A 24,340-nucleotide genomic window follows, 5' to 3' on the forward strand; every position below is an offset into this window, starting at 1 on the left:
CGTACTAGTAGGTACAGAAGCGACCCCGGGGCGTGGAACGCGGGTGGCCGTGCCGATTTCGAGACAATCGTCTCGGATACCGGTCACGCCGGTTGCCTGGTGAGGTCTCGATCACGCAGGCTGATGCCCATGACTGCGCCCGTCTGCCCACTGCTCGTCGGACGGCGCCATCTCGATTTCGGCCGAATGCGCAGCATGCTCTGTCGCCGGGCGCGCTGACGCGCCCCCACTTCCGGCCGCACTCAGACACCTGCCGGTGGCCACCCGGGCGCCCCAGTAGCGCCGATCCACCGCCAGACCTGCTTCCTGTCACACCTGTCCGTGACCTGCTCTCCAGCGAGGATCGCACTCCATGGCTACTGCGCCCCAGGCCGTCGACCGCACCGCCGACCGCCGCACCGCCGCTCCCCGTAAGCCGCGCCCGAAGCGCGGCGAGGGCCAGTGGGCGCTCGGTTACCGCGAGCCGCTGAACAAGAACGAGCAGCTGAAGAAGGACGACGACGCGCTGAACGTCCGGGCGCGCATCGAGCAGATCTACGCCAAGCGCGGCTTCGACTCCATCGACCCCTCCGACCTGCGCGGGCGGTTCCGGTGGTGGGGCCTCTACACCCAGCGCAAGCCCGGGATCGACGGCGGTCGCACCGCAACGCTGGAGCCGGAGGAGCTCGACGACGAGTACTTCATGCTCCGGGTGCGGATAGACGGCGGCCAGCTCACGGTCGCCCAGTTGCGGGCCATCGCCGACGTCTCCTCGACGTACGCCAGGGACTCAGCCGACATCACCGACCGGCAGAACATCCAGCTGCACTGGATCCGGATCGAGGACGTCCCGGCCATCTGGGAACGCCTGGAGTCGGTCGGCCTGCAGACGCAGGAGGCGTGCGGTGACTGCCCCCGGGTGATCATCGCCAGCCCAGTGGCCGGCATCGCCGCGGACGAGATCATCGACCCCACCCCCGCGGTGGAGGAGATCGCCGCCCGCTACATCGGCAGCCCGGAGTTCTCCAACCTGCCGCGCAAGTACAAGACCGCGCTCACCGGCCACCCGAACCACGACGTCGCGCCGGAGATCAACGACATCGCGTTCGTCGGCGTGGAGCACCCCGAGCACGGCCCCGGCTTCGACGTGTGGGTCGGCGGCGGGCTGTCCACCAACCCGATGCTCGCCGAGCGTCTCGGCACCTGGGTGCCGCGCGAGGAGGTGGCCGAGGTCTGGTGGGCGGTCACCAGCGTCTTCCGCGACTACGGCTACCGGCGGCTGCGGCACCGTGCGCGGATCAAGTTCCTGATGGCCGACTGGGGCCCTGCGAAGTTCCGCCAGGTGGTCGAGGACGAATACCTCAAGCGGAAGCTGGTCGACGGGCCCGCACCGGCGATCCCCGCGGTGCCCGGTGACCACGTGGGCGTCCACCGGCAGCGCGACGGGAAGTTCTTCCTCGGCCTGGCCCCGGTGGCCGGCCGGGTCTCGGGCACCCTGCTCGGCAAGTTCGCCGACGTGGTGGAGGCGCACGGCAGTGACCGCGTACGCACCACACCGCACCAGAAGCTGCTCGTCCTCGACGTCGAGGAGGATCTGGTCGAGCCGGCGGTGACCGCGCTCGCCGACCTCGGGCTGCACGCCCGGCCCTCGGCGTGGCGGCGCAACACGATGGCCTGCACCGGCATCGAGTACTGCAAGCTCGCCATCGTCGAGACCAAGAAGCGCGCGCACGACCTGATCGACGACCTCGAACGCCGGATCCCCGAGCTGGACACCCCGGTCACCGTCAACCTCAACGGCTGCCCCAACTCCTGCGCCCGCATCCAGGTGGCCGACATCGGCCTGAAGGGACAGATCGTCCTGGACAAGGACGGGAATCAGGTCGAGGGCTACCAGGTTCACCTCGGTGGCGGGCTCGGACTGGACGCGGGCTTCGGGCGCAAGCTGCGCGGCCTGAAGGTCACCTCCGCCGAACTGCCCGACTACATCGAACGCGTCGTACGGCACTACCTCGACCAGCGCGAGCCACAGGAGCGGTTCGCGCAGTGGGTCACCCGAGCTCCGCAGGAGGCCTTGGCATGACCGAACGCGCGACCCCGTTCTACTGCCCGTACTGCGCCGAGGAGGACCTGCGGCCGGTCGAGGAGCCACACGGCGCCTGGGAGTGCCGCGGCTGCACCAGGGTCTTCTCGGTGAAGTACGTCGGAACGAAGGTGCGCCCATGACGCTCGCGACCACGGCCACCCGGCGCTGCCGCGACGACCTGGCGGCGCTCGCCCGGCAGGCCGGCCGCGACCTCGAGGGGGCGAGCGCCGCGGAGATCGTGCGGTGGGCCGCCGACACCTTCGGCGACCGGTTCGCGGTCACCTCGTCCATGCAGGACACCGCGCTCGCCCATCTGGTCTCCCAGCAGGTGCCCGGGGTGGACGTGGTGTTCCTGGACACCGGCTACCACTTCCCGGAGACGCTCGGCACCGCCGACGCCGCGTCGGTCACCATCCCGATCAACCTGGTGACCGTACGGCCGCGGCAGACCGTCGCCGAGCAGGACGCCACCCTCGGGCCCGACCTGTACCGCCGCAACCCCGAGCTGTGCTGCCAGCTCCGCAAGGTCGCCCCGCTGGAGCGGGCGCTGACCAACTACGACGCCTGGGCCACCGGGATCCGCAGGGACGAGAGCCCCACCAGGGCGAACACCCCCGTGGTCAGCTGGGACGACCGGCGCGGCAAGGTCAAGATCGCGCCGCTCGCCGACTGGACCCAGGAGGACGTGGACCGCTACGTCGCCGACAACGGCGTCCTCACCAACCCGCTGCTGGACGACGGCTACCCGTCGGTGGGCTGCTGGCCGTGCACCCGCCAGGTCGCCGAGGGCGAAGACGCCCGCGCGGGCCGGTGGGCCGGCCGGGCGAAGACCGAGTGCGGCATCCACAAGTGAGCCCCCGCTACCCGCTGTTCCTCGACCTCACCGGCCGCCGGGCCGTGGTGGTCGGCGGCGGCCCGGTCGCCGTGCGGCGGGTGGGCGGGCTGCTGGACGCGGGTGCCGTGGTGACGGTGGTCGCCCCGGCGTTGTGTGAGGACCTGGCCGCCCTGGTCGAGCCCGGCCGGGTGGACTGGGTGGCCCGGGAGTACTCCCCCGGTGATCTGAGCGGAGACCTGGGTGGTGACCTGAGAGGTGAGCTGGCCGGCGCCCGCGTCGTCCAGGCCGCCACCGACGACCCCGGCACCAACGCCGCGGTGGCCGCCGAGGCCGACGCCGCCGGCATCTGGTGCGTACGCGCCGACGACGCGGAGCGCTCCGCGGCCTGGACGCCTGCCACCGTACGGTTCGACGACGTCACTGTGGCCGTCTCGGCCGGCCGCGACCCGCGCCGGGCCCGCAGGCTGAAGGACCGCATCGCGACCTGGCTGCAGTCCGGTGAGGCGCCGCTGCGCCGCATACGCCGGACTCCCGGCGCCGGCCACGTGGCCCTGGTCGGCGGCGGCCCCGGCGACCCGGGACTGATCACCGTCCGGGGGCGGCGGCTGCTCGCCGACGCCGACGTGGTGGTGGTCGACCGGCTCGCCCCGCGCGCACTGCTGGACGAGCTCGACGCCGAGGTCGAGGTGGTCGAGGCCGGCAAGGGACCGCTGGCGCACGCGCTCAGCCAACTGGAGATCAACGAGCTGCTGGTGGCCCGGGCGCTGGCCGGCCAGCGGGTGGTCCGGCTCAAGGGCGGCGACCCGTTCGTGTTCGGGCGCGGAGCCGAGGAGGCGCTCGCCTGCGCGCGGGCCGGCGTCACCTGCGAGGTCGTACCCGGGGTGACCAGCGCGGTTGCCGTACCCGAGTCGGCCGGAATCCCGGTCACCCACCGCGCGGTGGCCCGGCAGTTCACGGTGGTCTCCGCCCACTACGCCCGGGGTGCCGACGAGACGCCCGACTGGGAGGGGCTCGCCGCCACCGAGGGCACGCTGGTGTTCCTGATGGGCGTCGGGCAGCTGCCCACCCTGACCGAGGCGCTGCTCCGCTTCGGCCGGCCCACCACCACCCCGGTCGCCGTGGTCGAACGCGGCACCCTCCCCGACCAGCGCACCACCACCGGCACCCTGGCCACGATCGCCGATGTCGCCGCGGCCCGGGGTGTCCGCTCCCCCGCCGTGATCGTGGTCGGTGACGTTGTCGACGTCGCCACCGAACTCGCGGGCCTCGCCGCCGGCCCGGCGGAGCCCACCGAACGCACCGAGCCCAACGAGCCCACCGAACGGGATGCCGAGGGGAATGCCGGCGGCTGAGGGGCTGCTGCTGGTCGCCCACGGCAGCCGGGATCCCAGGGCCGCGCCGGTCGCCCACGAGGTCGCGGCCCTGGTCGAACGGCTGCGTCCCGGCGTCGCCACCGGCGCCGCGTTCCTCGAGCTCGCCACCCCCACGCCGCAGGAGGCGGTCGAGACCCTCGCCGCGCGGGGCGTCACCGACCTCACCGTTGTGCCGTTCCTGCTCAGCGACGCCTACCACGCCCAGGAGGACCTGCCGGCGGTCGCCGAACTCGCCCGGTCCCGCGGCTGGACGGTCCGGCTGAGCCGGGTGCTCGGCCCGGACCCACGGCTGGTGGAGGCGGCGGCCGCCCGGCTCGCCGGGACCCAGGCTCCCGGCGGCCCGCCGCTGGACGCGGTGGTTCTCGCCGCCGCCGGGTCGAGCAACCGGCAGGCGAACGACACGATGGCGGAGACGGCCGCCGCACTCGGCCGCGCTCTCGGCGTACCGGCCCGATGTGCCTTCGCCTCCGCCGCCGCGCCCACCGTCGAGGAGGCGGTCGGCGACCTTCGGGCACGGGGCGCCCGGCGGGTGGGCGTCGCGACGTACCTGCTGGCGCCGGGCTTCTTCGCAGACCGGATCGCCGCGTCCGCGACCTCCGCGGGCGCGGTGGCCGTCGGCGAGCCGCTGGGCGCGTGCCCGCAGGTGGCGGCGATCGTCGCCGACCGATGCGGCACCTGACGCGGGTCCGCCGCGGTCCGAAGGGTTGCCCGTATGGTCGCCCGTATGGCGGAAAGTCCGTAACGGGGAATTGACGCGGCCGTCCGGATTCGAGTCGGCTCGCGGGGTATGACGGATCCAGTGTGGTCCCAGTGTGCTCGGCGCGCGGTCTCGGTGGACCCGTCCCGGTGATCGCCGCGGCCGGCGGGCCTTCGCCCGGACCACACATCGCTGACCTGGTTGGGAATCGCGTCCACCACGTCGCCGGTCACCGACCGTGACACCTCTCGGGCGCGGCCGGAGCGGAAAACGCTCACCGCCGCCGGGCAGGAGGCGCCGAGCCGATCGATTCCGAACCTGGCAGTATTCGCGCAAGAGGACAAGGAAAGGAACGCGAATGGTCGACGTCTGGCCGGGAACGCCGTACCCCCTGGGGGCGACGTTCGACGGCGCCGGCACAAACTTCGCGTTGTTCAGCGAGGTCGCCGAATCCGTCGAACTCTGTCTGTTCGACGAAGACGGCAACGAAACGAAGGTCTCGCTCACCGAGCGGGAAGCGTCTGTCTGGCACGGCTACCTCCCCCGGGTGGCGCCCGGGCAGCGCTACGGCTTCCGCGTGCACGGGCCCTACGCCCCGAGCAAGGGGCAGCGCTGCAACCCCGCGAAGCTGCTGCTGGACCCGTACGCGAAGTCGATCGAGGGCGAGGTCGACTGGGACGAGGCGTTGTTCTCCTACCGCTTCGAAAACCCCGAGACGCTCAACACTCTCGACTCCGCGCCGCACATGATGAAGTCGGTGGTCATCAACCCGTACTTCGACTGGCAGGACGACCGTCCGCCGCGGCGCCCGTACAACGAGAGCGTCATCTACGAGGCACACGTCAAGGGCCTCACCATCGACCACCCGGAGATTCCGGAGGAGATCCGCGGCACCTACGCCGGCCTCGGCTCGCCGGCGATGATCGACCACCTGACGTCACTCGGCGTCACCGCCGTCGAGTTGCTGCCGGTGCACCAGTTCGTGCACGACGACCTGCTGGTCCAGAAGGGTCTGCGCAACTACTGGGGCTACAACACCATCGGCTACTTCGCCCCACACAACGCCTACTCCTCCACCGGGCAGCTCGGTGAGCAGGTGCTGGAGTTCAAGGCGATGGTGCGCGCCCTGCACCGCGCCAACATCGAGGTCATCCTCGACGTGGTGTACAACCACACCGCCGAAGGCAACCACCAGGGCCCGACGATGGCGTTCCGCGGCATCGACAACGCGGCCTACTACCGCCTCGTCGACCACGACCCGCGCTACTACATGGACACCACGGGCACCGGCAACAGCCTGCTCATGCGCCACCCGCACGTGCTCCAGCTGATCATGGACTCGCTGCGCTACTGGGTGACCGAGATGCACGTGGACGGGTTCCGGTTCGACCTGGCGGCCACGCTGGCCCGGCAGTTCCACGAGGTCGACCGGCTGTCGGTGTTCTTCGACCTGGTCCAGCAGGACCCGATCGTGTCGCAGGTGAAGCTGATCGCCGAGCCGTGGGACGTCGGTCCCGGCGGCTACCAGGTGGGCAACTTCCCGCCGCTGTGGACGGAGTGGAACGGCAAGTACCGCGACTGCGTACGCGACTTCTGGCGCGGCGAGCCGGCCACGCTGGGCGAGTTCGCCATGCGGCTCACCGGTTCCTCCGACCTGTACGAGGACGACGGCCGCAAGCCGTACGCGTCGATCAACTTCATCACCGCCCACGACGGATTCACGCTGAACGACCTGGTCTCGTACAACTCCAAGCACAACGAGGCCAACGGCGAGAACAACAACGACGGCACCGACGACAACCGCTCGTGGAACGCGGGCGCGGAGGGGCCGACCGACGACCCGGGCGTGCTCGCCGTCCGCCGGCGTCAGCAGCGCAACTTCCTCACCACGTTGTTCCTGTCCCAGGGCGTGCCGATGATGCTGTACGGCGACGAGTTCGGGCGTACGCAGAAGGGCAACAACAACGCCTACTGCCAGGACAACGACATCTCCTGGATCGACTGGGGCGCGGTCGACTCCGACCTGCTCGGCTACGCCCGGGCGGTGAGCGAACTGCGAAGCGCGCACCCGGTGTTCCGCCGGCGGCGGTTCTTCGCCGGCATCGACGGCGCCGGCGACAAGCTCGGTGACGTCGCCTGGCTCAAGCCGGACGGCAACGACATGACCGAGCGGGACTGGACAGCCGGGTTCGCCAAGTCCCTCGCGGTGTTCCTGAACGGCGAGGCCATCCACGAGCCGGGCGACCAGGGCGAGCGGATCGTGGACGACTCGTTCCTGTTGCTGTTCAACGCCTCCGAGGACGACATCGAGTTCGCCTTGCCGCCGCAGAAGTACGGCGAGGCCTGGGAGCCGGTCCTGGACACCGCCGACGACGACGTGAGCGACCGGGAGGCCGTGCGCGCGGGCGAGCAGGTCAAGCTCGTGGCCCGCTCCCTGCTGGTGCTCAAGCGGGGATAAGCCCGCCCGTCATCCACGACGAGACACATCGCGACCCGCCCCGGAGCTTTTCGGGGCGGGTCGCGGTCGTTTCGCCCTCAAGCGACGATGACGGCGGCGGCTCGGCGAGGGCGCTCGGCGGCAACTAGCCCGCCTCCGGACGATCATGTCCGGCAGCATCGCCGATCTGGAGAAGGCGGCAGCCGGGAACATCCGCGCCCACCACGTCGGTTAGGTTAGTTAGCGTCAAGCAACTAATTCTGGTCGATCCGTGGAGGCCCACACCCGTGTCAGTGCCGACCAACCCGCCGGGCAACCTCCCGGGCGACCCGACGAGCGGCGCGCGGGGCGTCCGGGAACGAGACGAGACATCCGTACGCACCGCCGGCAGGCGCGCGCGGTACGAACACGACCACCCGCGGTACCCATGGGTGGCGCTGTCCAACACCACACTCGGCGTCCTGATGGCCACGATCAACTCCTCGATCGTGATCATCTCCCTGCCGGCGATCTTCCGCGGCATCCAGCTGGACCCGCTGGCTCCGGGCAACGTGAGCTACCTGCTCTGGATGATCATGGGCTTCCTGCTGGTCTCCGCGGTCCTGGTGGTCTCCCTCGGCCGGCTCGGCGACATGTACGGCCGGGTCCGCATCTACAGCTACGGCTTCGTGGTCTTCTCCGTCGCCTCGGTCATGCTCGCCGTCGACCCGTTCGTGCACAGCGCCGGCGCGCTCTGGCTGATCGGCTGGCGGGTGGTCCAGGGCGTCGGCGGGGCGATGCTGTTCGCCAACTCCACCGCGATCCTCACCGACGCGTTCCCGGCCAACCGGCGGGGCATGGCCCTCGGCATCAACCAGGTGGCGGCGATCGCCGGGTCGTTCCTCGGGCTGATCATCGGCGGACTGCTGGCCGAGTGGCACTGGCGGGCGGTGTTCTGGGTGAGCGTCCCGATCGGCATCCTCGGCACCATCTGGTCCTACCGTTCCCTGCACGAACTCGGCGAACGCCGGCGCGGCTCGATCGACGTCGCCGGCAACCTCACCTTCGCCCTCGGGCTCACCGCCGTGCTGGCGGCCATCACGTACGGCATCCAGCCCTACGGCGGGCACACCATGGGGTGGACGAGTCCGTGGGTGCTCACCGGGCTCATCGGCGGCGTCGCCCTGCTGGTGGCGTTCTGCGTGGTCGAGTCCCGGGTGGCCGACCCGATGTTCCACCTCGGACTGTTCCGCAACCGCGCGTTCAGCGCCGGGAACCTCGCCGGCCTGCTCGCCTCGATCGGGCGCGGCGGCATGCAGTTCATGCTGATCATCTGGCTGCAGGGGATCTGGCTTCCGCTGCACGGGTTCGACTACGCCGCCACGCCCCTGTGGGCGGGGATCTACCTCGTACCCCTCACCATCGGGTTCCTGCTCGCCGGGCCGCTCTCGGGCTACCTCTCCGACCGGTACGGCGCGCGAGCCTTCGCAACCGGCGGGCTGCTGGTGGTGGCCGCGACGTTCGTCGGCCTGCTGATGCTGCCGGTGGAGTTTCCGTACTGGGCGTTCGCCGCGCTGATCGCGGTGAACGGCATCGGCTCGGGACTCTTCTCCTCCCCCAACACCTCCGCGATCATGAACAGCGTCCCGGCCGGCCAGCGCGGCGCGGCGTCCGGAATGCGCGGGACGTTCTTCAACTCCGGCACGTCCCTGTCCATCGGTATCTTCTTCTCGCTGATGATCGCCGGCCTGGCCAACTCCCTGCCGGCCACGCTCACCCGCGGGCTGGAGGCGCAGGGCGTGTCCTCCCCGGTCGCCGCGTCGGTGGGCAACCTGCCGCCGGTCGGCAGCCTGTTCGCGGCCTTCCTCGGCTACAACCCGATCGCCAAGCTGCTCGGACCGACCGGCGCGCTGGACCACCTGCCCGCCTCGAACGTCGCGACGCTCACCGGCAAGGAGTTCTTTCCCCGGCTGATCTCCGCGCCGTTCCACCACGGGCTGGTGATCGTTTTCGCCGCGGCTGCCATCATGACTGTCATCGGCGCTTTCGCCTCGCTGCTGCGCGGTGAGCGCTACGTTCACGGCGAACGCCGGATCGAGGACATCGAGGACTTCGAGGACTTCGAGGAAGAGGGTGCCGCCGCATGACGGACAAGGCGACGACACGGCCCGCGCCCATGGACCGGGAGGAGGCCACCCGGCTCTACCTCGCCATCGCCCGGCTGTCGCGCTGGATGCGCCGCCAGGGGGCGTCCCAGCGCGGAGATCTCGGGCACGGAGGAATGTCCGCTCTGGCCACGTTGACCCACGCCGGACCGATGCGGCTCGGCGACCTCGCCAACCGCGAGCAGGTCGCACCACCCACCCTGTCGCGAGTGGTGGCCACGCTGGAGAGCGCGGGGTACGCCGTCCGCACGTCCGATCCGGCGGACCGGCGGGCCAGCATCGTCGCAGCCACCGAGGAGGGCCAGCAGATCGCCCGGGGGCTGCGCTCACTGCGTACCGAAGCACTTCGCAACCGCGTCGACCGGCTGACGCCCGAGCAGCACGACGCACTCGTCGCCGCGCTGCCGGCACTGGAGGCGCTGGTGGGCGACGACGCCTGAGGTGCTGCCTGAGGTGGGCCCCCAGGTGTGGGCCGCGGCTTCCTTTGCCGGCCGCATGGCCGGGGGGTACGACTGAACAGCGGGCTCAGGTGCGGTTCAGCCGGGCGAGTTCGCCCCGGACGTCGAAGTTCGCGGCCGGCCACTGCGGATCGAGGTCGGACAGCCGCTCCACCAGTAGCTTCGTGATGGCGAGGTTGCGGTACCACTTGCGGTCGGCGGGCACGACGTACCACGGGGCGGCGTCGGTGTTGGTGCGTTCCAGCGCTGCTTCGTACGCGGCCTGGTAGTCCTCCCACCGGGCGCGCTCGTCCACGTCGCCCGGGTTGTACTTCCAGTACTTCGTCGGGTCCTCCAGCCGGGCGGTCAGCCGCTTCTTCTGCTCCTTCTTCGACAGGTGCAGGAAGCACTTGACGACGGTGACGCCGTTGCCGGTGAGCTCACGTTCGAACTCGTTGATGACGTCGTAGCGGACCGTCCAGGTCTCCGGCGGAACCAGCTCGTGCACGCGGGCGACGAGCACGTCCTCGTAGTGGGACCGGTCGAAGATCCCGAGGTACCCGGGCTCGGGCAGCGCCTTGCGGATCCGCCAGAGGAAGTCGTGCCGGAGCTCCTGCCGGGTTGGTGCCTTGAATGACGTGATCCGCACGCCCTGCGGGTCCACCAGGCCGACCGAGTGCCGCAGCGTCCCGCCCTTGCCGGAGGTGTCCATCCCCTGCAGGACGAGCAGCAGGCTGCGGTTGCCCCCGGTGTGGCCCTCGGCGAACAGCCGCTCCTGCAGGTCGGAGATCGTGGGGGTCAGTTCGGCGAGCGCCCGCTTGCCGGCGCGCTTGCCGCCCTCGAAGCCCGGGGTGGCGTTGGTGGGGAGCTTCGCCAGATCCACCGGCCCCGGTTTCAGGGCGAGTACGCCGGCCAGCCGCTCCGTCACGTCGTCCCTGCTCATCCGCGCTCCCGTTCCACGTCGTCCATGTCGCCACGTCGTCCACCCTGCCCGGTTGGCAAGGGCAAGTCTGCCCGCATCCACGTCCGCGTGCGAGGTACCGCCGCCCGGCCCCTGGCGTCGGCGGTCGTACGCCGGTCTGGTGGGATCGACCGGGTGCGCATCCTCACCACCGGCCCGGCCGCGTCCGCTCGGGAGACCGCGGACCTGACCGACGCCGAACTCGCCGAGATCTACCGCTACCCCGCCGACCTCGCCGACCGGGCCTGGCTGCGGGTCAACTTCGTCTCCTCGGTGGACGGCGCCGCGCAGGGTCCCGATGGGAGGTCCGGGACGATCTCGGGCCGGCCCGACCGGCACGTCCTCGCCCTGCTGCGGGCACTGTGCGACGTGATCCTGGTCGGCGCCGGAACCGCGCGTACCGAACGCTACGGACCGGCGACCATCCGGCCCGCGTTCGTCGCGCTGCGGGAGCAGCTCGGCCTGGCGCCCACCCCGCCGATCGCCGTGGTGAGCCATTCCCTGGACGTGCCGGACCGGCTGCTGGCCGATCCGCGCACCATCGTGATCACCTCCCGTTCCTGCTCGCCCGAACGCCGGACCGCGCTCGAAAGCCGGGTGGACGTCGCGATCGCCGGCGAGTCCGAGGTCGACGTGGCCGAGGCGGTGGCCGCGTTGGCCCAGCGGGGGTATCGGCGGATCCTCTCCGAGGGCGGCCCGAACCTGTTCGCGAAGCTGCTGGCCGGGTCGCTGGTCGACGAGGTGTGCCTCACCCAGTCCCCGGAGCTGCTGGCGGGGCCCGCCATGCGGATCACGCACGGCCCACTGCTCGCCGAACCCACGCGGCTCACCCTGGCCTCCCTGCTGGAGGAGGACGGCTTCGTGTTCCAGCGCTGGCTCACCGGTTCGCACCGCGAAACGCCGGGGTGACCTCGCCCGGCGGCACCGCGTTCGGCCAGACTGGGCGGATGCAGCTGCCCGTGATGCCACCGGTCTCGCCGATGCTCGCCAAGCCGGTCAAGCACATCCCCCACGGCGACCACAGCTACGAGCCCAAGTGGGACGGCTTCCGGTCGATCATCTTCCGCGACGGCGACGAGGTGGAGATCGGCAGCCGCAACGAGCGGCCGATGACGCGCTACTTCCCCGAGGTGGTGGCCGCCGTCCTGGAAAAGCTGCCCGTCCGGTGCGTGGTCGACGGCGAGATCGTGGTGCCCGACCGCGCCCGCGGCCGCCTCGACTTCGACACCCTGCAGCAGCGGATCCACCCCGCCGCCAGCCGGGTGCGGCTGCTGTCGGAGCAGACGCCGGCCCACTTCGTGGCGTTCGACCTGCTGGCCCTGGACGACCGCGACCTCACCGGTGAGCCGTTCTCGGTGCGCCGCGCAGCGCTGGAGGAGGCGCTGGCCGGTGTCACCTCGCCGATCCACCTGACGCCCGCGAGCACCGACCGGAGCCTGGCCGAACGCTGGTTCCACCAGTTCGAGGGCGCCGGGCTGGACGGCGTGATCGCCAAACCGCTCGGTGGGCCGTACGAGCCGGACAAACGGGTCATGTTCAAGATCAAGCACGAGCGCACCGCCGACTGCGTCGTCGCCGGCTACCGCGTGCACAAGAGCGGACCGGACGCGATCGGCTCGCTGCTGCTCGGCCTGTTCAACGACGCCGGCGACCTGGCCAGCGTGGGCGTGATCGGCGCGTTCCCGCTGGCGCGGCGGCGGGAGCTGTTCACCGAGTTGCAGCCGCTGGTGACGACGTTCGACGACCACCCGTGGGCGTGGGCCAAGCAGGAGGCCGGCAGCCGTACGCCCCGCAACGCCGAGCAGAGCCGATGGAGCGCCGGCAAGGACCTGTCGTTCGTGCCGCTGCGGCCCGAACGCGTCGTCGAGGTCCGCTACGACCACATGGAGGGCGTGCGTTTCCGGCACACCGCGCAGTTCGTCCGGTGGCGCGAGGACCGGGAGCCGGAGTCGTGCCGTTACGACCAGCTCGAGGAGCCGGTCCGCTTCGACCTCGCCGAGATCCTGGGTCTGCAGTGACATCCTTTGCACCGCACCACCCGCGAGCGACGATGAACCTGAGGGAGAAGGAGGTCCGCGATGTATGAGGTCGTACTCCTGATCGAGAAGCCGCTGTCGCAGGTCGACGCCGGCCAGATCGCCGGACTCTACGGAGCTCGCACCCATCCCGGGCGCACCCATGTGCACGTGCTGCTCCCGGTGGAGGACGCGTCCGCCCGGGTGGAGTCCGCACTCGGGTCCATCGCCGCCAGCGAGGTGCTGGCCACCTCTGCCCTGAACTTCCCCGACGTCGACCTGGCCAAGATCCAGGCCGAGATCGTCGAACGCAGCCAGGCCGCGCTCGACGAGAGCCTGGCCGCCCTGGCCGACCGCGGCTGCACCGTCGACGGCGAAATTACCTCCGCCGAGCCGGTCGAGGCGCTGTCGAACGCGGTCCGGGAACGCCAGGCCTCCGAGGTGGTCATCCTCACCCGCCCGCACGTGGTCGCGGAGTTCTTCCACGTCGACTGGACGTCCAAGGCACGCCGCCGTCTCGGCGTACCCTGCCTGCACCTGATCGAGCATCGGGACCCGCACGCACCGGGCGACCCGTCGGTACGCGACGAGCGGTCGGTCTGACGGCGTTCCCCACCTCGCCCGTCCCGTTCACCTCCGCGGCGGCTCGTCGCTGTCCTACCGGCTGCCCTCTCTTTTCCGCGGCCGCTCGGCGCCGTCCTACCGGCTGTCCTCGTCGAGGTCGGCGAGCTTGCGGCCGAGGAAGTCCCGCTCGGCGTCGTTCCCGGCCAGCTCACGGGCCCTCACGTAGGCGCGCCGCGCGGCGTCGTGATCTCCGGTCCGCCGCATGAACTCCGCCCGGGCGACCAGCAGCGGCTGGTAGTCGCCGAGCCGTTCCTCCAGGCCGTCCAGCAGGGCCAGCCCGGCGTCGGCTCCTGCCGTCTCGGCGACGGCGACCGCGCGGTTGAGCCGGACGACGGGCGAGCCGCCGGTGAGGCGTTCCAGTCGTTCGTACAGCTGCGCGATGGCCGCCCAGTCGGTGTCGACGGCCCGCGCCGCGCCGGCGTGTTCGGCGGCGATCGCCGCCTGCAGGAGGTACGCCGACACCTGCCGGTAGGACGCCGCCCGCTCGACCAGCGCGACTCCCTCGTCGATCTCGGCGCGGTGCCAGCGGGAACGATCCTGCTCGGGCAGGACCACGAGCCGGCCCTCCTCGTCGGTGCGCGCGTCGCGCCGGGAGTGCTGGAGCACCATCAGCGCGAGCAACGCCACCGGATCGGGCTCCGCGGGCAGCAGGGCGGACACCACCCGGGTGAGCCGGATCGCCTCCGCGCACAGTCCCCTTCGGACGAGGGTCTCCCCCGACGACGCCGCGTGGCCCTCGGTGAAGACGAGATACAGCACCGCGAGGACGCCACCGAGGCGTTCGGGCAGGTCCGCGCCGCGCGGCACGCGGTAAGGGATGCCGGCCGCGGCGATCTTCTTCTTCGCCCGGGTGATCCGGGCCGCCATGGTGGGCTCGGACACCAGGAACGCCCGGGCGATCTCCGCCGTGGTGAGGCCGCCGACCATGCGAAGCGTGAGCGCGACCCGGGCCGGGATCGCCAGCGCCGGATGGCAGCAGGTGAACAACAGCCGGAGGCGCTCGTCCGGGATCTCCTCCTTGGCACCGGCGGCGAGATCGACCAGGTCGGCGGGGTCCGCGGGGTCCGTGCTGCCGGCGGCCCCGGCCGGTTCGGCGTCGACGACGAGCAGGGGCAGCTTGCGGGCCAGGGTCTTCTCCCGGCGCAGCTGGTCGACGCCGCGGTTGCGGGCTGTGGTGAGCAGCCAGGCCTCCGGCCGGTCGGGTACGCCGTCGACGGCCCAGTGCCGGATCGCGCGTTCGAAGGCGTCGGCCAGCGACTCCTCCGCGATCTCCAGACTGCGCAGCTGGCCGGTGAGCAGTGCGAGCAGCCGGCCCCAGTGGTCACCGAACGCCTGCTCTACCGCCGCTCTCGCCGCTCGTTCGTCCGTCATCGCAGTCCCGCGCACGTGTCCGTCAACCCCTGCTTGCGGTCAGGCCTTCTTCGCCCGGCTGGGCTGCACCCGCATCGGCTCCCCGGGCATCTTCGGGTAGTCGGGCGGGTAGGGCAGGTCGCCCAGATCGTGGTCGCGGGCGTCCCGGTCGGCCCACTCCAGCAGGGGCGTGAGGTCGTACGCCTCGTCGTTGACGGGCGCGTGCAGGTCACCCACCTCGGCGAACCGCTTCGGCATCGTCTCCAGGTCGAAGTCGTCGGGACGGACCTCGGTCAGCTCGTCCCAGCGCAGCGGCGCCGACACGGTCGCCCGGGGATTGGGCCGCAGGGAGTATGCCGAGGCGATAGTGCGGTCGCGGGCCATCTGGTTGTAGTCGACGAACACCTTCACGCCGCGTTCCTCCTTCCACCACGACATCGTGACGTGGTCGGGCATCCGGCGTTCCAGCTCCCGGCCCAGGGCGATCACGGCGCGGCGTACCTCGGTGAACGGCCAGCGCGGCTGGATCGGGACGTAGACGTGCAGGCCACGGCCCCCCGAGGTCTTCGGCCAGCCCTCCATGCCCAGCTCGTGCAGCAGCTCCCGCAGCCGCGGCGCGACCGCCGCCGCGTGGGTGAAGTCGGTGCCGGGCTGGGGGTCGAGATCGATCCGGATCTGGTCGGGATTGTCGACCTCCGCACGGCGGACCGGCCACGGGTGGAACGTCAGCGTGCCGAGGTTGGCCGCCCAGGCCACCGCCGCGAGCTCGGTCGGGCACACCTCGTCGGCGAACCGCCCGCTCGGGAACGCGATCCGGGCGGTCTCCACCCACTCGGGCGCGCCCTTGGGAATCCGCTTCTGGTAGAACGCGTCGCCGCGGTTGTCCGCCCGGGTGGACAGCTTCGCGCCCTCGAACACGCCGCCGGGCCAGCGCTCCAGGGTCGTCGGCCGCTCGCGGAGAGCGCCGAGAATACCGTCGCCCACGGACAGGAAGTAGTGCACCACGTCGCGCTTGGTGAAGCCCCGCTCAGGAAAGTAGATCTTGTCGGGGTTGGTGAGGCGGACGGTGCGGTCACCGACCTCGAGCTCTTCGTACGGCGTCGCCATGGAGGAACGCTAGCGCGCACCACCCCCAGGCGGGCCGGTAGCGACCGGAGGGTCGTACCCGAGACCTGCGCGACTCCCCCTGGTCCTGCGGTCAGGCCTGCGGTCAGTCCTGCGGTCAGTCCTGCACCGGGCGGACGGCGAACTCGTGGCTCACGACCCGCGGGGAGTCGACCGTGCCCGTGAGCCGCGGCGTACAGACCAGGGTGCTGGCACCCACCACCGTCTCCGCGGTCCGGTCACCGAAGCAGCCGCCGGCCCAGGACTGCGCGGGCCCGGCGCCGCCGAACTTCCCGGCCACCAGGCCGGTGAGCGTCCGCGCGGTCGCCCGCAACTCCGGGTTGACAACCCCGCCGGTCGACGGCGCGGAGGCGGTCAGCTCGGTGATCTTCTGGTCGGGGCCCTTCATCGCCGGCCGGGGGAACGTCAGGTGGACCTTGACGTCGCCACGGGTGCAGGTCATCGACTGCTCCGCACGGTCGCAGTTCATTCCCTGCTTGCCGAGGGCGGCCGACACCTCCTTCGGGGTGATCAGGCTGAGGCCCGGCGTGTAGTCGAGGTCGCCGCTCTCCTCGTCCCCTCGAAGTTCGAAGGTGGACGGACCCGACTTACTCACCGTCACGGCGATCTCGGCGACCGACGTCTTCGCGGTCTCCCGGCTCTTCTCCGACAGCGACTTCTGCATCGCCTTGTCGAACTCCGGGCGCTCGCCGTCGGGGATCGCGGCCAGACCCAGCACGACGAACGTGCGGTACGCCACGGCCGACACGTCCGGCGCGCCGTCGAAGTTGTTGCCGCTGCCGGAGTCCAGGTCCGACCAGGCCGGGTCGGGGCGTACGTCCGCGTCGACCCGGACGACCTTCTCGCGGCCGGTCAGCACGGTCACCTTCGCCACGAACGGGGCGGGGGCCTTCCCGGTCTGGACGCAGGTCAGCAACGCGGAACGGTTGCCCGGAGTGCGGGTGCAGGAGAAGCCGGCGGAGGTGAGGCTGGATCGCAGCGCCTGTCCCATCGCGCCGCCGGTGCCACCCGGCTCGGCGTACGTCGGCGCTTCACGCGGGCTGTCAGCCTGCTTGCCGTAGTAGTCGCCCGCGTCGTCGGAGGAGCCGCGGTTCCAGTTCTTGCCGAACCAGACCGCTGCTCCGGCGACGGCGACGAGAACGATCACCAAGCCCACGACGGCGAGGACGACGCCGGCGCGTCCTCGCCGACGCTCGGGCGGCGGCGGGGGCTGGTTCGGGTTCGAGTTCGGGGGGTTCGGGTGTCCCGGGCCGGGTGGGCGACCTGACGGCCAACCCGGCGGCCGACCCTGCGGGCGTGGCCCGTTCGGCTGACCCTGCGGGCGCGGCCCGTTCGGCTGACCCTGCGGGCGTGGCCCCTGCGGCCGGTGCTGCTGCGGACCATTGGGCGACCTGTGCGGCAGGCCCTGTTGGGGACGCTGTGGAGGCGGCCCCGGCCGGCGGTCTGCTGGCGGTTGCACTGGCCCGCCTCTCCCCTCGTCACGTCGGTCGTGCGGACCCAACGCCATCTCGGTCTGTCAGTCGGTCGGTCTGCGAATCCGGGTGCCGGGCGGAGCCTCAGCGTCGCGGCGGCGGGCCACCCCAGCCCGGAGGCGGTGCGCCCGGTCCGGGTCGCGAGCCGGCGCGCTGCCTGCCGGCCAGGACGACTGCCAGCACGGCCGCTGCCAGGATCGCGATCAGCAGCAGGACCGCCAGCAGCGCGACGATCGACATGTGGGTTACCTTTACCGCCGCTTCGTCCGTTGTCAAAACCGGGCAGAAGGTACGCAACGGACCACTACCCAGACGGCATACTTGGCGACCATGAGCCAACCGCCACCTGGACGTCCGGCCCCTCCTCCGCGGGGATCCGGCGGTCCGCCCGGGCCGCAGGGTCCGCCACGACGGTCTGGTCCCACGCCCCACACCGAGTCCGGACCGCCCTCCCGCGCGGATCGACCGACCGGCCAGAACCCACCCCAGGGTCAGCCCCAGCGGCCGGGCCAGGCTCCCCCGCCGTACGACCGCCAAGGTCCCCGGCAGGGCCCGGGCCGGCGCACGGACCCGCGGCAGGGCACCCCTCAGGGCACACCTCCACCCCACGGCTCAGCGCCGTACCAGGGCCCGCCACCCCGGCAGCAGGATCAGCAGTGGCAACCGGGGCAGCAGAGCCGGCAGGGTCGGCCACCGGGCCGGCCGACACCACCGGACCAGGGCCGGTCCGCCGCACCCCAGGCCACGTCCGTGCGACGCCGGAAGCGCCTGCTACTCGGCGGCGCGCTGGTCGTCGTACTCCTCCTCGTTGTCGTCATCGGCGGCTACCTCTTCGGCTCGGGCGTGCTGGGCGGTGGACTCGGCGGGTCCGCACCGCACGAGGCGATGACCAGGCCCGCGGCCGCGCCTGTGGCCGCCACCGGACTCACCGGCGCTCTCACCAGCCGGGGATTCACCTGCTACGACACGCAGCCGGCGCCCACCCCGGTGCGCTCGTGTTATCGCACCGAGTCCGACGGCACCCGGCTGGTGGTTCGGATCGGGTCCGCGAGCGGCGACCAGGCGGCGCTGGTGGAGATCGACGCCGCGCCGTTCTCCGGTATCCGAGGAGAACACCGGACTACCGGCGACGCGGTCGGCCCCGTGCGGGAAGTGATCGAGGTGGTCGGCAAACCGCTGCTCGGGCAGGAGTACGCCGGACTGCCCACGTTCGGCGACGGTGTCGACCAGGCCACCCGCCTGAGCTGGGGGTCGGTGAGCTTCACCGCACATCCGGAGGCGGCCACCGCGTCCTTCACCAGGTCCGGCGCGCCGGAGATGCCGCGTGGCACCGACTTCCCGAAGGACCCCGGTGCCATGTCCGCAGCTCTGGGCAAGGTGGGGTACGAGTGCGATGCGGACAGCTGCACCCCGAAGTCCTCGGCGTACGACGTACGGGCGAAGTTCTCCGCCGCGGAAGCGACGATGAGCGCGATCCACTACGACGGCAAGGCGAAGGTCACCGACGCCGAACTCCGGAGCCGGTACGCCGACCTGCTGCGCCAGGTCGCGGACGGAATGCAGTCCGACGAGGCCCGGCGGTGGGTCGACGGCCACTTGACGCCCAAGAACGGTTTCGTGGAAGGCGACGTCGCCGGGCTGCACCTGGCCGTCGCCCGGACCGACAGCGGGGACGGACAGCTCACCGTCACCCCGAAGCTCACCCGCGGGCGGTAGAGCCCACGCGGGCGATCCAGCCGGCAGGAACGCTCGGGCACACGTGCAGCGGCGGGCCGAACCGTCGAGGGTTCGGCCCGCCGCCGTGATCGCCTTGCCGTGGTGGCTCTCGGAGTTCTAGAAGCCTCCGCCGAGTACGGGGGGCGGGGCGTCGTCGTCGCTCCCCCAGACGTCCTCGTCCTCGTCGAGCCAGGTGGAGCGCTCCTGCTCCTGGCCGCCGTCCTCGCCGCCCATGCCGCCGCCGCCCATCATCGGCATCATGCCGCCCATGCCGGAGCGGGCGCCTGCCGCGCCAGGACCACCCATGCCGTTCGCGCCGGCTCCGGTGCCGCCGACGTTGAGGGCTCCCGCCGGCGCACCGGCCGGGACGCCGCCGCCCGCGAGCCCACCGCCACCGGGGATGCCGCCCCCACCCGGGAGGTCGCCGCCACCGGGGATGCCGCCTCCGCCGCCACCGAAGCCGCCGCCACCACCGAAGCCGCCCGCGCGCGCGGTGGTCGTGCCGGTGTCGACGTTGCCCGCGCCGCCGCCGGGGAATCCGCCTCCGCCGCCGCGGGTCGGGTCGTCGGGATACCGGTCCTTGTAGTCGGGGACCCCGTCGCCGTCACGGTCGGGCAGGTCGGTCGGGTCGAATCCGCCACCGCCACCGCGAGTCGGGTCGTCGGGATACCGGTCCTTGTAGTCGGGCACCCCATCGCCGTCACGGTCCTTGGACGGGTCGAACCCGCCACCGCCGCCACGGGTCGGGTCGTCGGGATACCGGTCCTTGTTGTCGGGGATCCCGTCACCGTCCCGGTCGCCCGGCACCTGGGGCCGACCGCCGTTGGTCGGGTCGTCGGGGATCCCGTCGCCGTTGCGATCACCGGGCACCTTCGGGCCGTCGCCGCCACCAGGTATCTTCGGGGCGCCGCCGCCACCACCGGGAATCTTGGGGGCGCCACCGCCACCCCCGCCACCGCCACCGCCGCCGAACGCGCCGGGGTCACCGGACTTGAAGGTCAGCTTCAGGCCCGACGGCGGGGTGGGCATGTTCTTGTGGGCCTCGCCGTACTTCTCCAGCAGCGTCTTCGCCGACTCCCGGCAGGTCTTCTCCTGCTCCTCGTTGAACTTGAGGTGGGTCATCAGCTTGTTGTTGTCGGTGTTCTCCTTCGGCAGGAAGCCGAAGACGATCCCGTCCCAGTCCTTCTCGACCTTCACCTGTGCGGTGGCGTAGATGCCGCCCGCGCCGGAGTCGCCGCCGGACATCTCGTCCGAGTCGTAGCAGGCCTTGCCGCCCGGCGGGGTGATGATGCTTCCGTCACCCGTTCCCTTGCGGATCTCGTACTTGATGGTCCAGTCCAACCCGAAGTCGGCCCACCACTTGATCCAGTAGGGAGTGGTCCAGTAGGGCGGCGCGGGAAGCGCCTCGTCCTTCTGTGTGGAGGTCAGCTGGGAGTCGATGTCGTCGAAGATCTGCGCGAAGCTCTTGGTCGCGTTGGCGGACTCGAAGTTGCTGTCGCTCTTCTCGCCCTCGCCACCGGGCTTGGGATACGTGCTGTCGGCGGTGTGCGCGATCTCCCGGGTGAACCGCACGATCTGCTTGACCGTCCTGCGGAACTCCTCGGCCGCGTCGCCCTCCCAGCTGCCGTGGCCACCGTCGAGGAGCGTCTTCAGCGCCTTGTCGAGGCCCTCCGCCAGAGTGTCGGCCTGGGACCCGACGTTCTGCCACAGCGTCTTGGTGTTGTAGGTCGTACTGCTCGACGGAACGGTGTCGGCGTCGGTGTCGGTCTCAGGCATGTGGGACCACTCGCCCCACAGCTTGCCGATGACCTTGGCGTGTTCGGTCTTCTCGAACTCGTCGGTCGGGAAATCCCCCATCACACTCTCCCTCGTCGTGGACCCGCGGTTTACCTGGTGGCACTACGCCTTGGGCGGGTCGGTGCCCGGGTTGGTCGGGTCCTTCGCCGGGGACTTGATGTTCTCCCCCAGAATCTTGTCGATCTGGCCGACGTTGGCGTTGTTCAGCGCCTCGGCGGAGCGGTACTTGTCGGCGATCTTCCGGGTGGCCTTGGCCAGCCCGCGGAGTGCGTCGTAGAGCTCGCCGCAGGACTTGGCCGTGTCGGCACGTTTCTGCTCGTACGTCGATGTCAAGGTCTTGGCGCCGCCGAAGTCTCCGAGCCGGGGGTAGTTGTAGTCGCCCTCTTTCGAGTCGGACATCCGCACCGCGTCCGACGTCGACTTGTCGTTCCACCCGTCGGCGAGCTCGTCGACGTACTTCGCGAAGGAGTCCAGCGCACCCGGCTCGACCTGAGTCCCCATCTACGGCCACCGTCCTCGTGTGAAAGCTGGCGTACGACCCTCGCCGGCCCGGCCGGGACGTGCCGGCCGCCGCGGATCGAACAACGTGTGAGAACGCCGGCGCGCGGCGTCCGGGAACGACGGTACGCGAACTGATCGCCTCGGCGCATCCGGCGTCGTCGGCCTTGTGGATAACCAGATGTTCACCACGAAGCCGCGCGTCTGACCGCCAGTAGTGGTAAGAACACCCGAGCAGGTTTCGACCACCCCCGGGAGCCTCCTGATGACGCGTCGGCGCATCCACCTCTTCTCGGCAAGCAGAGCCTCTGGACGCAGGGCGCGTACGGCGCTGGCCGCGGGATCGACCTTCGCGCTCGCGCTCGCCGGCCTCACCGTCACCACCACGTCCGCCTCGGCCGCCTCCACCGACCTGGTGCTGAACGAGGTGTACGGCGGTGGTGGCAACTCCGGCGCGGCGTACACCCACGACTTCGTCGAACTCCTCAACCACGGCAGCGTTCCGGCGTCGCTGGAGGGGCTGTCGCTGCAGTACGGCTCGGCAGCGGGCAACCTCGGCGGTGGTTCCGCGCCCGGGTCCGGATCGCTGAAGGTCGACCTGCACGGCAGTGTGGCGCCCGGTCACACGTTCCTCGTGCAGCTCGCGCCCGGCTCCGGCACCGGCCAGGCGCTGCCCGAGCCGGACCAGTCGAGCACCGCGATCAACCTGTCCGGCACGGCGGGGAAGGTCGCCCTGGTGCGCGGCACGACCGTCCTGTCGTGCGGCATGTCCTGTGCCACCGACCCGGCCGTGGTGGACTTCCTCGGCTACGGCAGCGCGAACGACTTCGAGGGCCACCCGGCGGTGGCTACCTCCAACGCCACGGCCTCCTCGCGCGGCGGCGCGGCGGACGCCCGCGACACCGACGACAACGCGGCCGACTTCGCCACCGGCACTCCGACCCCGGTCAACGCAGCCGGGGAGTCCGGAGGCGGCACCGACCCCGGTCCCGAACCCGAGCAGGCGACAATTCCCGCCATCCAGGGCCACGGGCACCGCTCCCCCTACGGCGGCAGGCGGGTCGTCACCACCGGCGTGGTGACGGCGAAGAAATTCGACGGCTACTGGATCCAGGACTCCGCCGGCGACGGCGACGACACCACTTCCGACGGCGTCTACGTCTACGCCGGCGCCTCCGGCGCGAAGCCCGCGGTAGGGAAGACGGTCACCGTCACCGCCACGGTGAGCGAGTTCCGCCCGTCCTCGCGTACCGGCCCCAACCTCGCCCTCACCGAACTCACCGACGCCACCTTCACCGAGGCCGCCCAGCAGGAGAAGATGCCGGCGCCGGTCCTGATCGGACCGGGCGGACGGGTCGCCCCCGCGGAGAACGCCGACAGCGGCGACGGCTCGGGCAACCGGGTCGACGTGGAGACGACCGGCGACTTCCGGCCCGACCGGGACGCGATCGACTTCTACGAGACGCTGGAAAGCATGCTGGTGGAGGTCGGCGACGCGCAGGTGGTCGGGCCGACCAACAGCTACGGCGAACTGACAGTCGTACCCGGCGGCACCACCGGTGCACCCCGCACGCGGGCCGGCGGCGTTCGCTACGCCTCCTACGACACGCCCAACACCTCTCGGCTCACCGTCGACGACGAGATCATCTACAAGCAGATGCCCGCCGCGAACGTCGGTGACTCGTTGGCCGGCGAGGTGAGCGGCCCGCTCTCCTACGACTACGGCACGTTCCGCCTCTACCCCACCTCGGTGCCGACGGTCCGCTCCGGTGGGCTGACCAAGGAGGTCACCGAGGCCCCGGCGCGCAACGAGGTGGCGATCGCGACGTTCAACGTGGAGAACCTCGACCCGACCGACCCGCGGGAGAAGTTCGACCGGCTGGCCGGGACGATCGTGCGCAACCTCGCCGCTCCCGACGTCCTCGCGCTGGAGGAGGTCCAGGACGACACCGGACCGGAGTGCCCCGACGGCCCTTCGGCCACGTGCCAGTCCGACGGGGTGGTGTCGGCGGACAGGACGCTGCGGATGCTCACGGACGCGATCACCGCGGCCGGCGGCCCGGCGTACCAGTGGCGCCAGATCTCCCCGGTCAACCTGGCCGACGGCGGCGAGCCGACCGGCAACATCCGGGTGGCCTTCCTCTTCCGCACCGACCGCGGAGTGTCGTTCGTCGACCGGGCCGGCGCAGACGCGACGACCGCCACGGACGTGACGCGGCAGGCCGACGGGCGGGCGGCGCTCACCTTGTCCCCCGGCCGGATCGCGCCCACCGACGCCGCGTGGAACAACTCGCGCAAGCCGCTCGCCGGTGAGTTCACCTACCGAGGGCGGACGTTCTTCGTCGTCGCCAACCACTTCAACTCCAAGGGCGGCGACGAACCCCTGCTCGGCCGCTGGCAGCCGCCGGTGCGTTCGTCGGAGACCCAACGGCACGCCCAGGCCCAGCTCGTGCACGACTTCGTCGCCCGGATCCGGGCGGTCCAGCCGGACGCGGAGGTACTCGTCGTCGGCGACCTGAACGACTTCGAGTTCTCGCGTACGGCCCAGATCCTGCAGGAGGGCCGGACGCTGGTGAGCCTGCCCGCCCTGCTGCCGCCGGCCGAGCGCTACTCGTACGTCTTCGACGGCAACTCCCAGGTGCTCGACCAGATCCTGGTGAGCCCGGCGCTGATCGGCACCAGGTCCGCCGGCCTGTCCGGCCGGGTGCGTGGGTACGACATCGTGCACGTCAACGCGGACTTCGCCGACCAGGTGAGCGACCACGACCCCCAGGTGGTGCGCATCATCCCGTGA

20 protein-coding genes are annotated in these 24,340 nt (G+C 71.4%); 13 read left to right on the forward strand and 7 right to left on the reverse strand.

Features of this window, described 5'->3' with window-relative positions:
* The first annotated feature begins 352 nt into the window (after positions 1 to 352).
* From FHR37_RS11840 to FHR37_RS11875, 8 genes are all read left to right on the forward strand, one after another.
* Positions 353 to 2,062, forward strand: coding sequence for a nitrite/sulfite reductase (locus FHR37_RS11840; RefSeq protein ID WP_092882701.1), 1,710 nt, complete (start codon positions 353 to 355; stop codon positions 2,060 to 2,062).
* Positions 2,059 to 2,205, forward strand: coding sequence for a hypothetical protein (locus FHR37_RS11845; RefSeq protein ID WP_175542441.1), 147 nt, complete (start codon positions 2,059 to 2,061; stop codon positions 2,203 to 2,205). Before FHR37_RS11840 ends, FHR37_RS11845 begins: the two co-directional genes overlap by 4 nt.
* Positions 2,202 to 2,918, forward strand: a complete 717-nt coding sequence (locus FHR37_RS11850) for a phosphoadenylyl-sulfate reductase (RefSeq protein ID WP_092882700.1) — start codon at positions 2,202 to 2,204, stop codon at positions 2,916 to 2,918. The genes FHR37_RS11845 and FHR37_RS11850 overlap by 4 nt, the downstream gene beginning before the upstream one ends.
* Positions 2,915 to 4,252, forward strand: coding sequence for a uroporphyrinogen-III C-methyltransferase (gene cobA / locus FHR37_RS11855; protein ID WP_092882699.1), 1,338 nt, complete (start codon positions 2,915 to 2,917; stop codon positions 4,250 to 4,252). The genes FHR37_RS11850 and cobA overlap by 4 nt, the downstream gene beginning before the upstream one ends.
* On the forward strand, positions 4,239 to 4,952 hold the full coding sequence (locus FHR37_RS11860; RefSeq protein ID WP_202818001.1) for a sirohydrochlorin chelatase: 714 nt from the start codon (positions 4,239 to 4,241) through the stop codon (positions 4,950 to 4,952). Before cobA ends, FHR37_RS11860 begins: the two co-directional genes overlap by 14 nt.
* A 376-nt stretch (positions 4,953 to 5,328) precedes the next feature.
* Positions 5,329 to 7,428: a glycogen debranching protein GlgX gene (gene glgX / locus FHR37_RS11865; protein ID WP_092882697.1), complete on the forward strand. Its 2,100-nt coding sequence runs from the start codon at positions 5,329 to 5,331 to the stop codon at positions 7,426 to 7,428.
* Positions 7,429 to 7,694: 266 nt separating this feature from the next.
* Positions 7,695 to 9,533: an MFS transporter gene (locus tag FHR37_RS11870; RefSeq protein WP_237768696.1), complete on the forward strand. Its 1,839-nt coding sequence runs from the start codon at positions 7,695 to 7,697 to the stop codon at positions 9,531 to 9,533.
* Positions 9,530 to 9,991, forward strand: a complete 462-nt coding sequence (locus tag FHR37_RS11875; protein ID WP_092882696.1) for a MarR family winged helix-turn-helix transcriptional regulator — start codon at positions 9,530 to 9,532, stop codon at positions 9,989 to 9,991. Before FHR37_RS11870 ends, FHR37_RS11875 begins: the two co-directional genes overlap by 4 nt.
* Before the next feature lie 85 nt (positions 9,992 to 10,076).
* Here FHR37_RS11875 and FHR37_RS11880 read toward each other — a convergent pair whose 3' ends face one another.
* Complete coding sequence (locus FHR37_RS11880; RefSeq protein WP_092882695.1) at positions 10,077 to 10,931, reverse strand: polyphosphate kinase 2 family protein; 855 nt, start codon at positions 10,929 to 10,931, stop codon at positions 10,077 to 10,079.
* An 87-nt stretch (positions 10,932 to 11,018) separates the two neighbouring features.
* Between FHR37_RS11880 and FHR37_RS11885 the strand changes: the two genes are divergently transcribed.
* From FHR37_RS11885 to FHR37_RS11895, 3 genes are read left to right on the forward strand one after another with little or no spacing between them, the layout of a single operon-like run.
* The gene (locus tag FHR37_RS11885; protein WP_175542440.1) at positions 11,019 to 11,858 is read left to right on the forward strand and encodes a pyrimidine reductase family protein; all 840 of its coding nucleotides are present in this window, start codon (positions 11,019 to 11,021) and stop codon (positions 11,856 to 11,858) included.
* A gap of 38 nt (positions 11,859 to 11,896) precedes the next feature.
* Complete coding sequence (locus FHR37_RS11890) at positions 11,897 to 12,967, forward strand: ATP-dependent DNA ligase (protein WP_092882862.1); 1,071 nt, start codon at positions 11,897 to 11,899, stop codon at positions 12,965 to 12,967.
* A gap of 60 nt (positions 12,968 to 13,027) precedes the next feature.
* On the forward strand, positions 13,028 to 13,567 hold the full coding sequence (locus tag FHR37_RS11895; protein ID WP_092882693.1) for a hypothetical protein: 540 nt from the start codon (positions 13,028 to 13,030) through the stop codon (positions 13,565 to 13,567).
* A 96-nt stretch (positions 13,568 to 13,663) separates the two neighbouring features.
* Here FHR37_RS11895 and FHR37_RS11900 read toward each other — a convergent pair whose 3' ends face one another.
* The 4 genes from FHR37_RS11900 to FHR37_RS11915 all read right to left on the reverse strand — a co-directional run bounded on the left by FHR37_RS11900 (position 13,664) and on the right by FHR37_RS11915 (position 17,775).
* Positions 13,664 to 14,959, reverse strand: a complete 1,296-nt coding sequence (locus FHR37_RS11900) for an RNA polymerase sigma factor (protein WP_092882692.1) — start codon at positions 14,957 to 14,959, stop codon at positions 13,664 to 13,666.
* A 39-nt stretch (positions 14,960 to 14,998) separates the two neighbouring features.
* Positions 14,999 to 16,045 (reverse strand): non-homologous end-joining DNA ligase, encoded by a 1,047-nt coding sequence (gene ligD, locus FHR37_RS11905; RefSeq protein WP_092882691.1) that lies wholly within the window; start codon positions 16,043 to 16,045, stop codon positions 14,999 to 15,001.
* 115 nt (positions 16,046 to 16,160) lie between these two features.
* Positions 16,161 to 17,219 carry a hypothetical protein gene (locus FHR37_RS11910; RefSeq protein ID WP_092882690.1) on the reverse strand — a complete coding sequence of 353 codons (1,059 nt, stop codon included), beginning with the start codon at positions 17,217 to 17,219 and terminating at the stop codon, positions 16,161 to 16,163.
* Positions 17,220 to 17,619: 400 nt separating this feature from the next.
* The gene (locus FHR37_RS11915; protein ID WP_175542439.1) at positions 17,620 to 17,775 is read right to left on the reverse strand and encodes a hypothetical protein; all 156 of its coding nucleotides are present in this window, start codon (positions 17,773 to 17,775) and stop codon (positions 17,620 to 17,622) included.
* Between the two features lie 510 nt (positions 17,776 to 18,285).
* On the opposite strand from FHR37_RS11915, the gene FHR37_RS11920 reads away from it, so the two are divergent.
* A complete protein-coding gene (locus FHR37_RS11920; RefSeq protein WP_092882689.1) occupies positions 18,286 to 19,251 on the forward strand; it encodes a hypothetical protein in 966 nt (321 codons plus the stop codon).
* Positions 19,252 to 19,368: 117 nt separating this feature from the next.
* Here FHR37_RS11920 and FHR37_RS11925 read toward each other — a convergent pair whose 3' ends face one another.
* On the reverse strand, positions 19,369 to 21,108 hold the full coding sequence (locus FHR37_RS11925) for a hypothetical protein (RefSeq protein WP_092882688.1): 1,740 nt from the start codon (positions 21,106 to 21,108) through the stop codon (positions 19,369 to 19,371).
* A 42-nt stretch (positions 21,109 to 21,150) separates the two neighbouring features.
* A complete protein-coding gene (locus FHR37_RS11930; RefSeq protein WP_092882687.1) occupies positions 21,151 to 21,549 on the reverse strand; it encodes a hypothetical protein in 399 nt (132 codons plus the stop codon).
* A 262-nt stretch (positions 21,550 to 21,811) separates the two neighbouring features.
* Between FHR37_RS11930 and FHR37_RS11935 the strand changes: the two genes are divergently transcribed.
* Positions 21,812 to 24,340 carry an endonuclease/exonuclease/phosphatase family protein gene (locus tag FHR37_RS11935; protein ID WP_092882686.1) on the forward strand — a complete coding sequence of 843 codons (2,529 nt, stop codon included), beginning with the start codon at positions 21,812 to 21,814 and terminating at the stop codon, positions 24,338 to 24,340.

The organism is Actinopolymorpha cephalotaxi, assembly GCF_013408535.1.
In the GTDB taxonomy this organism is placed as follows: Bacteria; Actinomycetota; Actinomycetes; order Propionibacteriales; family Actinopolymorphaceae; genus Actinopolymorpha; species Actinopolymorpha cephalotaxi.

Coding starts and splice junctions, on each gene's coding strand:
- FHR37_RS11840 (WP_092882701.1), top strand. CDS start 353: ATGGCTACTGCGCCCCAGGCCGTCGACCGCACCGCCGACCGCCGCACC.
- FHR37_RS11845 (WP_175542441.1), top strand. CDS start 2,059: ATGACCGAACGCGCGACCCCGTTCTACTGCCCGTACTGCGCCGAGGAG.
- FHR37_RS11850 (WP_092882700.1), top strand. CDS start 2,202: ATGACGCTCGCGACCACGGCCACCCGGCGCTGCCGCGACGACCTGGCG.
- FHR37_RS11860 (WP_202818001.1), top strand. CDS start 4,239: ATGCCGGCGGCTGAGGGGCTGCTGCTGGTCGCCCACGGCAGCCGGGAT.
- glgX (WP_092882697.1), top strand. CDS start 5,329: ATGGTCGACGTCTGGCCGGGAACGCCGTACCCCCTGGGGGCGACGTTC.
- FHR37_RS11875 (WP_092882696.1), top strand. CDS start 9,530: ATGACGGACAAGGCGACGACACGGCCCGCGCCCATGGACCGGGAGGAG.
- FHR37_RS11880 (WP_092882695.1), bottom strand. CDS start 10,931: ATGAGCAGGGACGACGTGACGGAGCGGCTGGCCGGCGTACTCGCCCTG.
- FHR37_RS11890 (WP_092882862.1), top strand. CDS start 11,897: ATGCAGCTGCCCGTGATGCCACCGGTCTCGCCGATGCTCGCCAAGCCG.
- FHR37_RS11895 (WP_092882693.1), top strand. CDS start 13,028: ATGTATGAGGTCGTACTCCTGATCGAGAAGCCGCTGTCGCAGGTCGAC.
- FHR37_RS11900 (WP_092882692.1), bottom strand. CDS start 14,959: ATGACGGACGAACGAGCGGCGAGAGCGGCGGTAGAGCAGGCGTTCGGT.
- ligD (WP_092882691.1), bottom strand. CDS start 16,045: ATGGCGACGCCGTACGAAGAGCTCGAGGTCGGTGACCGCACCGTCCGC.
- FHR37_RS11915 (WP_175542439.1), bottom strand. CDS start 17,775: ATGTCGATCGTCGCGCTGCTGGCGGTCCTGCTGCTGATCGCGATCCTG.
- FHR37_RS11925 (WP_092882688.1), bottom strand. CDS start 21,108: ATGGGGGATTTCCCGACCGACGAGTTCGAGAAGACCGAACACGCCAAG.
- FHR37_RS11930 (WP_092882687.1), bottom strand. CDS start 21,549: ATGGGGACTCAGGTCGAGCCGGGTGCGCTGGACTCCTTCGCGAAGTAC.
- FHR37_RS11935 (WP_092882686.1), top strand. CDS start 21,812: ATGACGCGTCGGCGCATCCACCTCTTCTCGGCAAGCAGAGCCTCTGGA.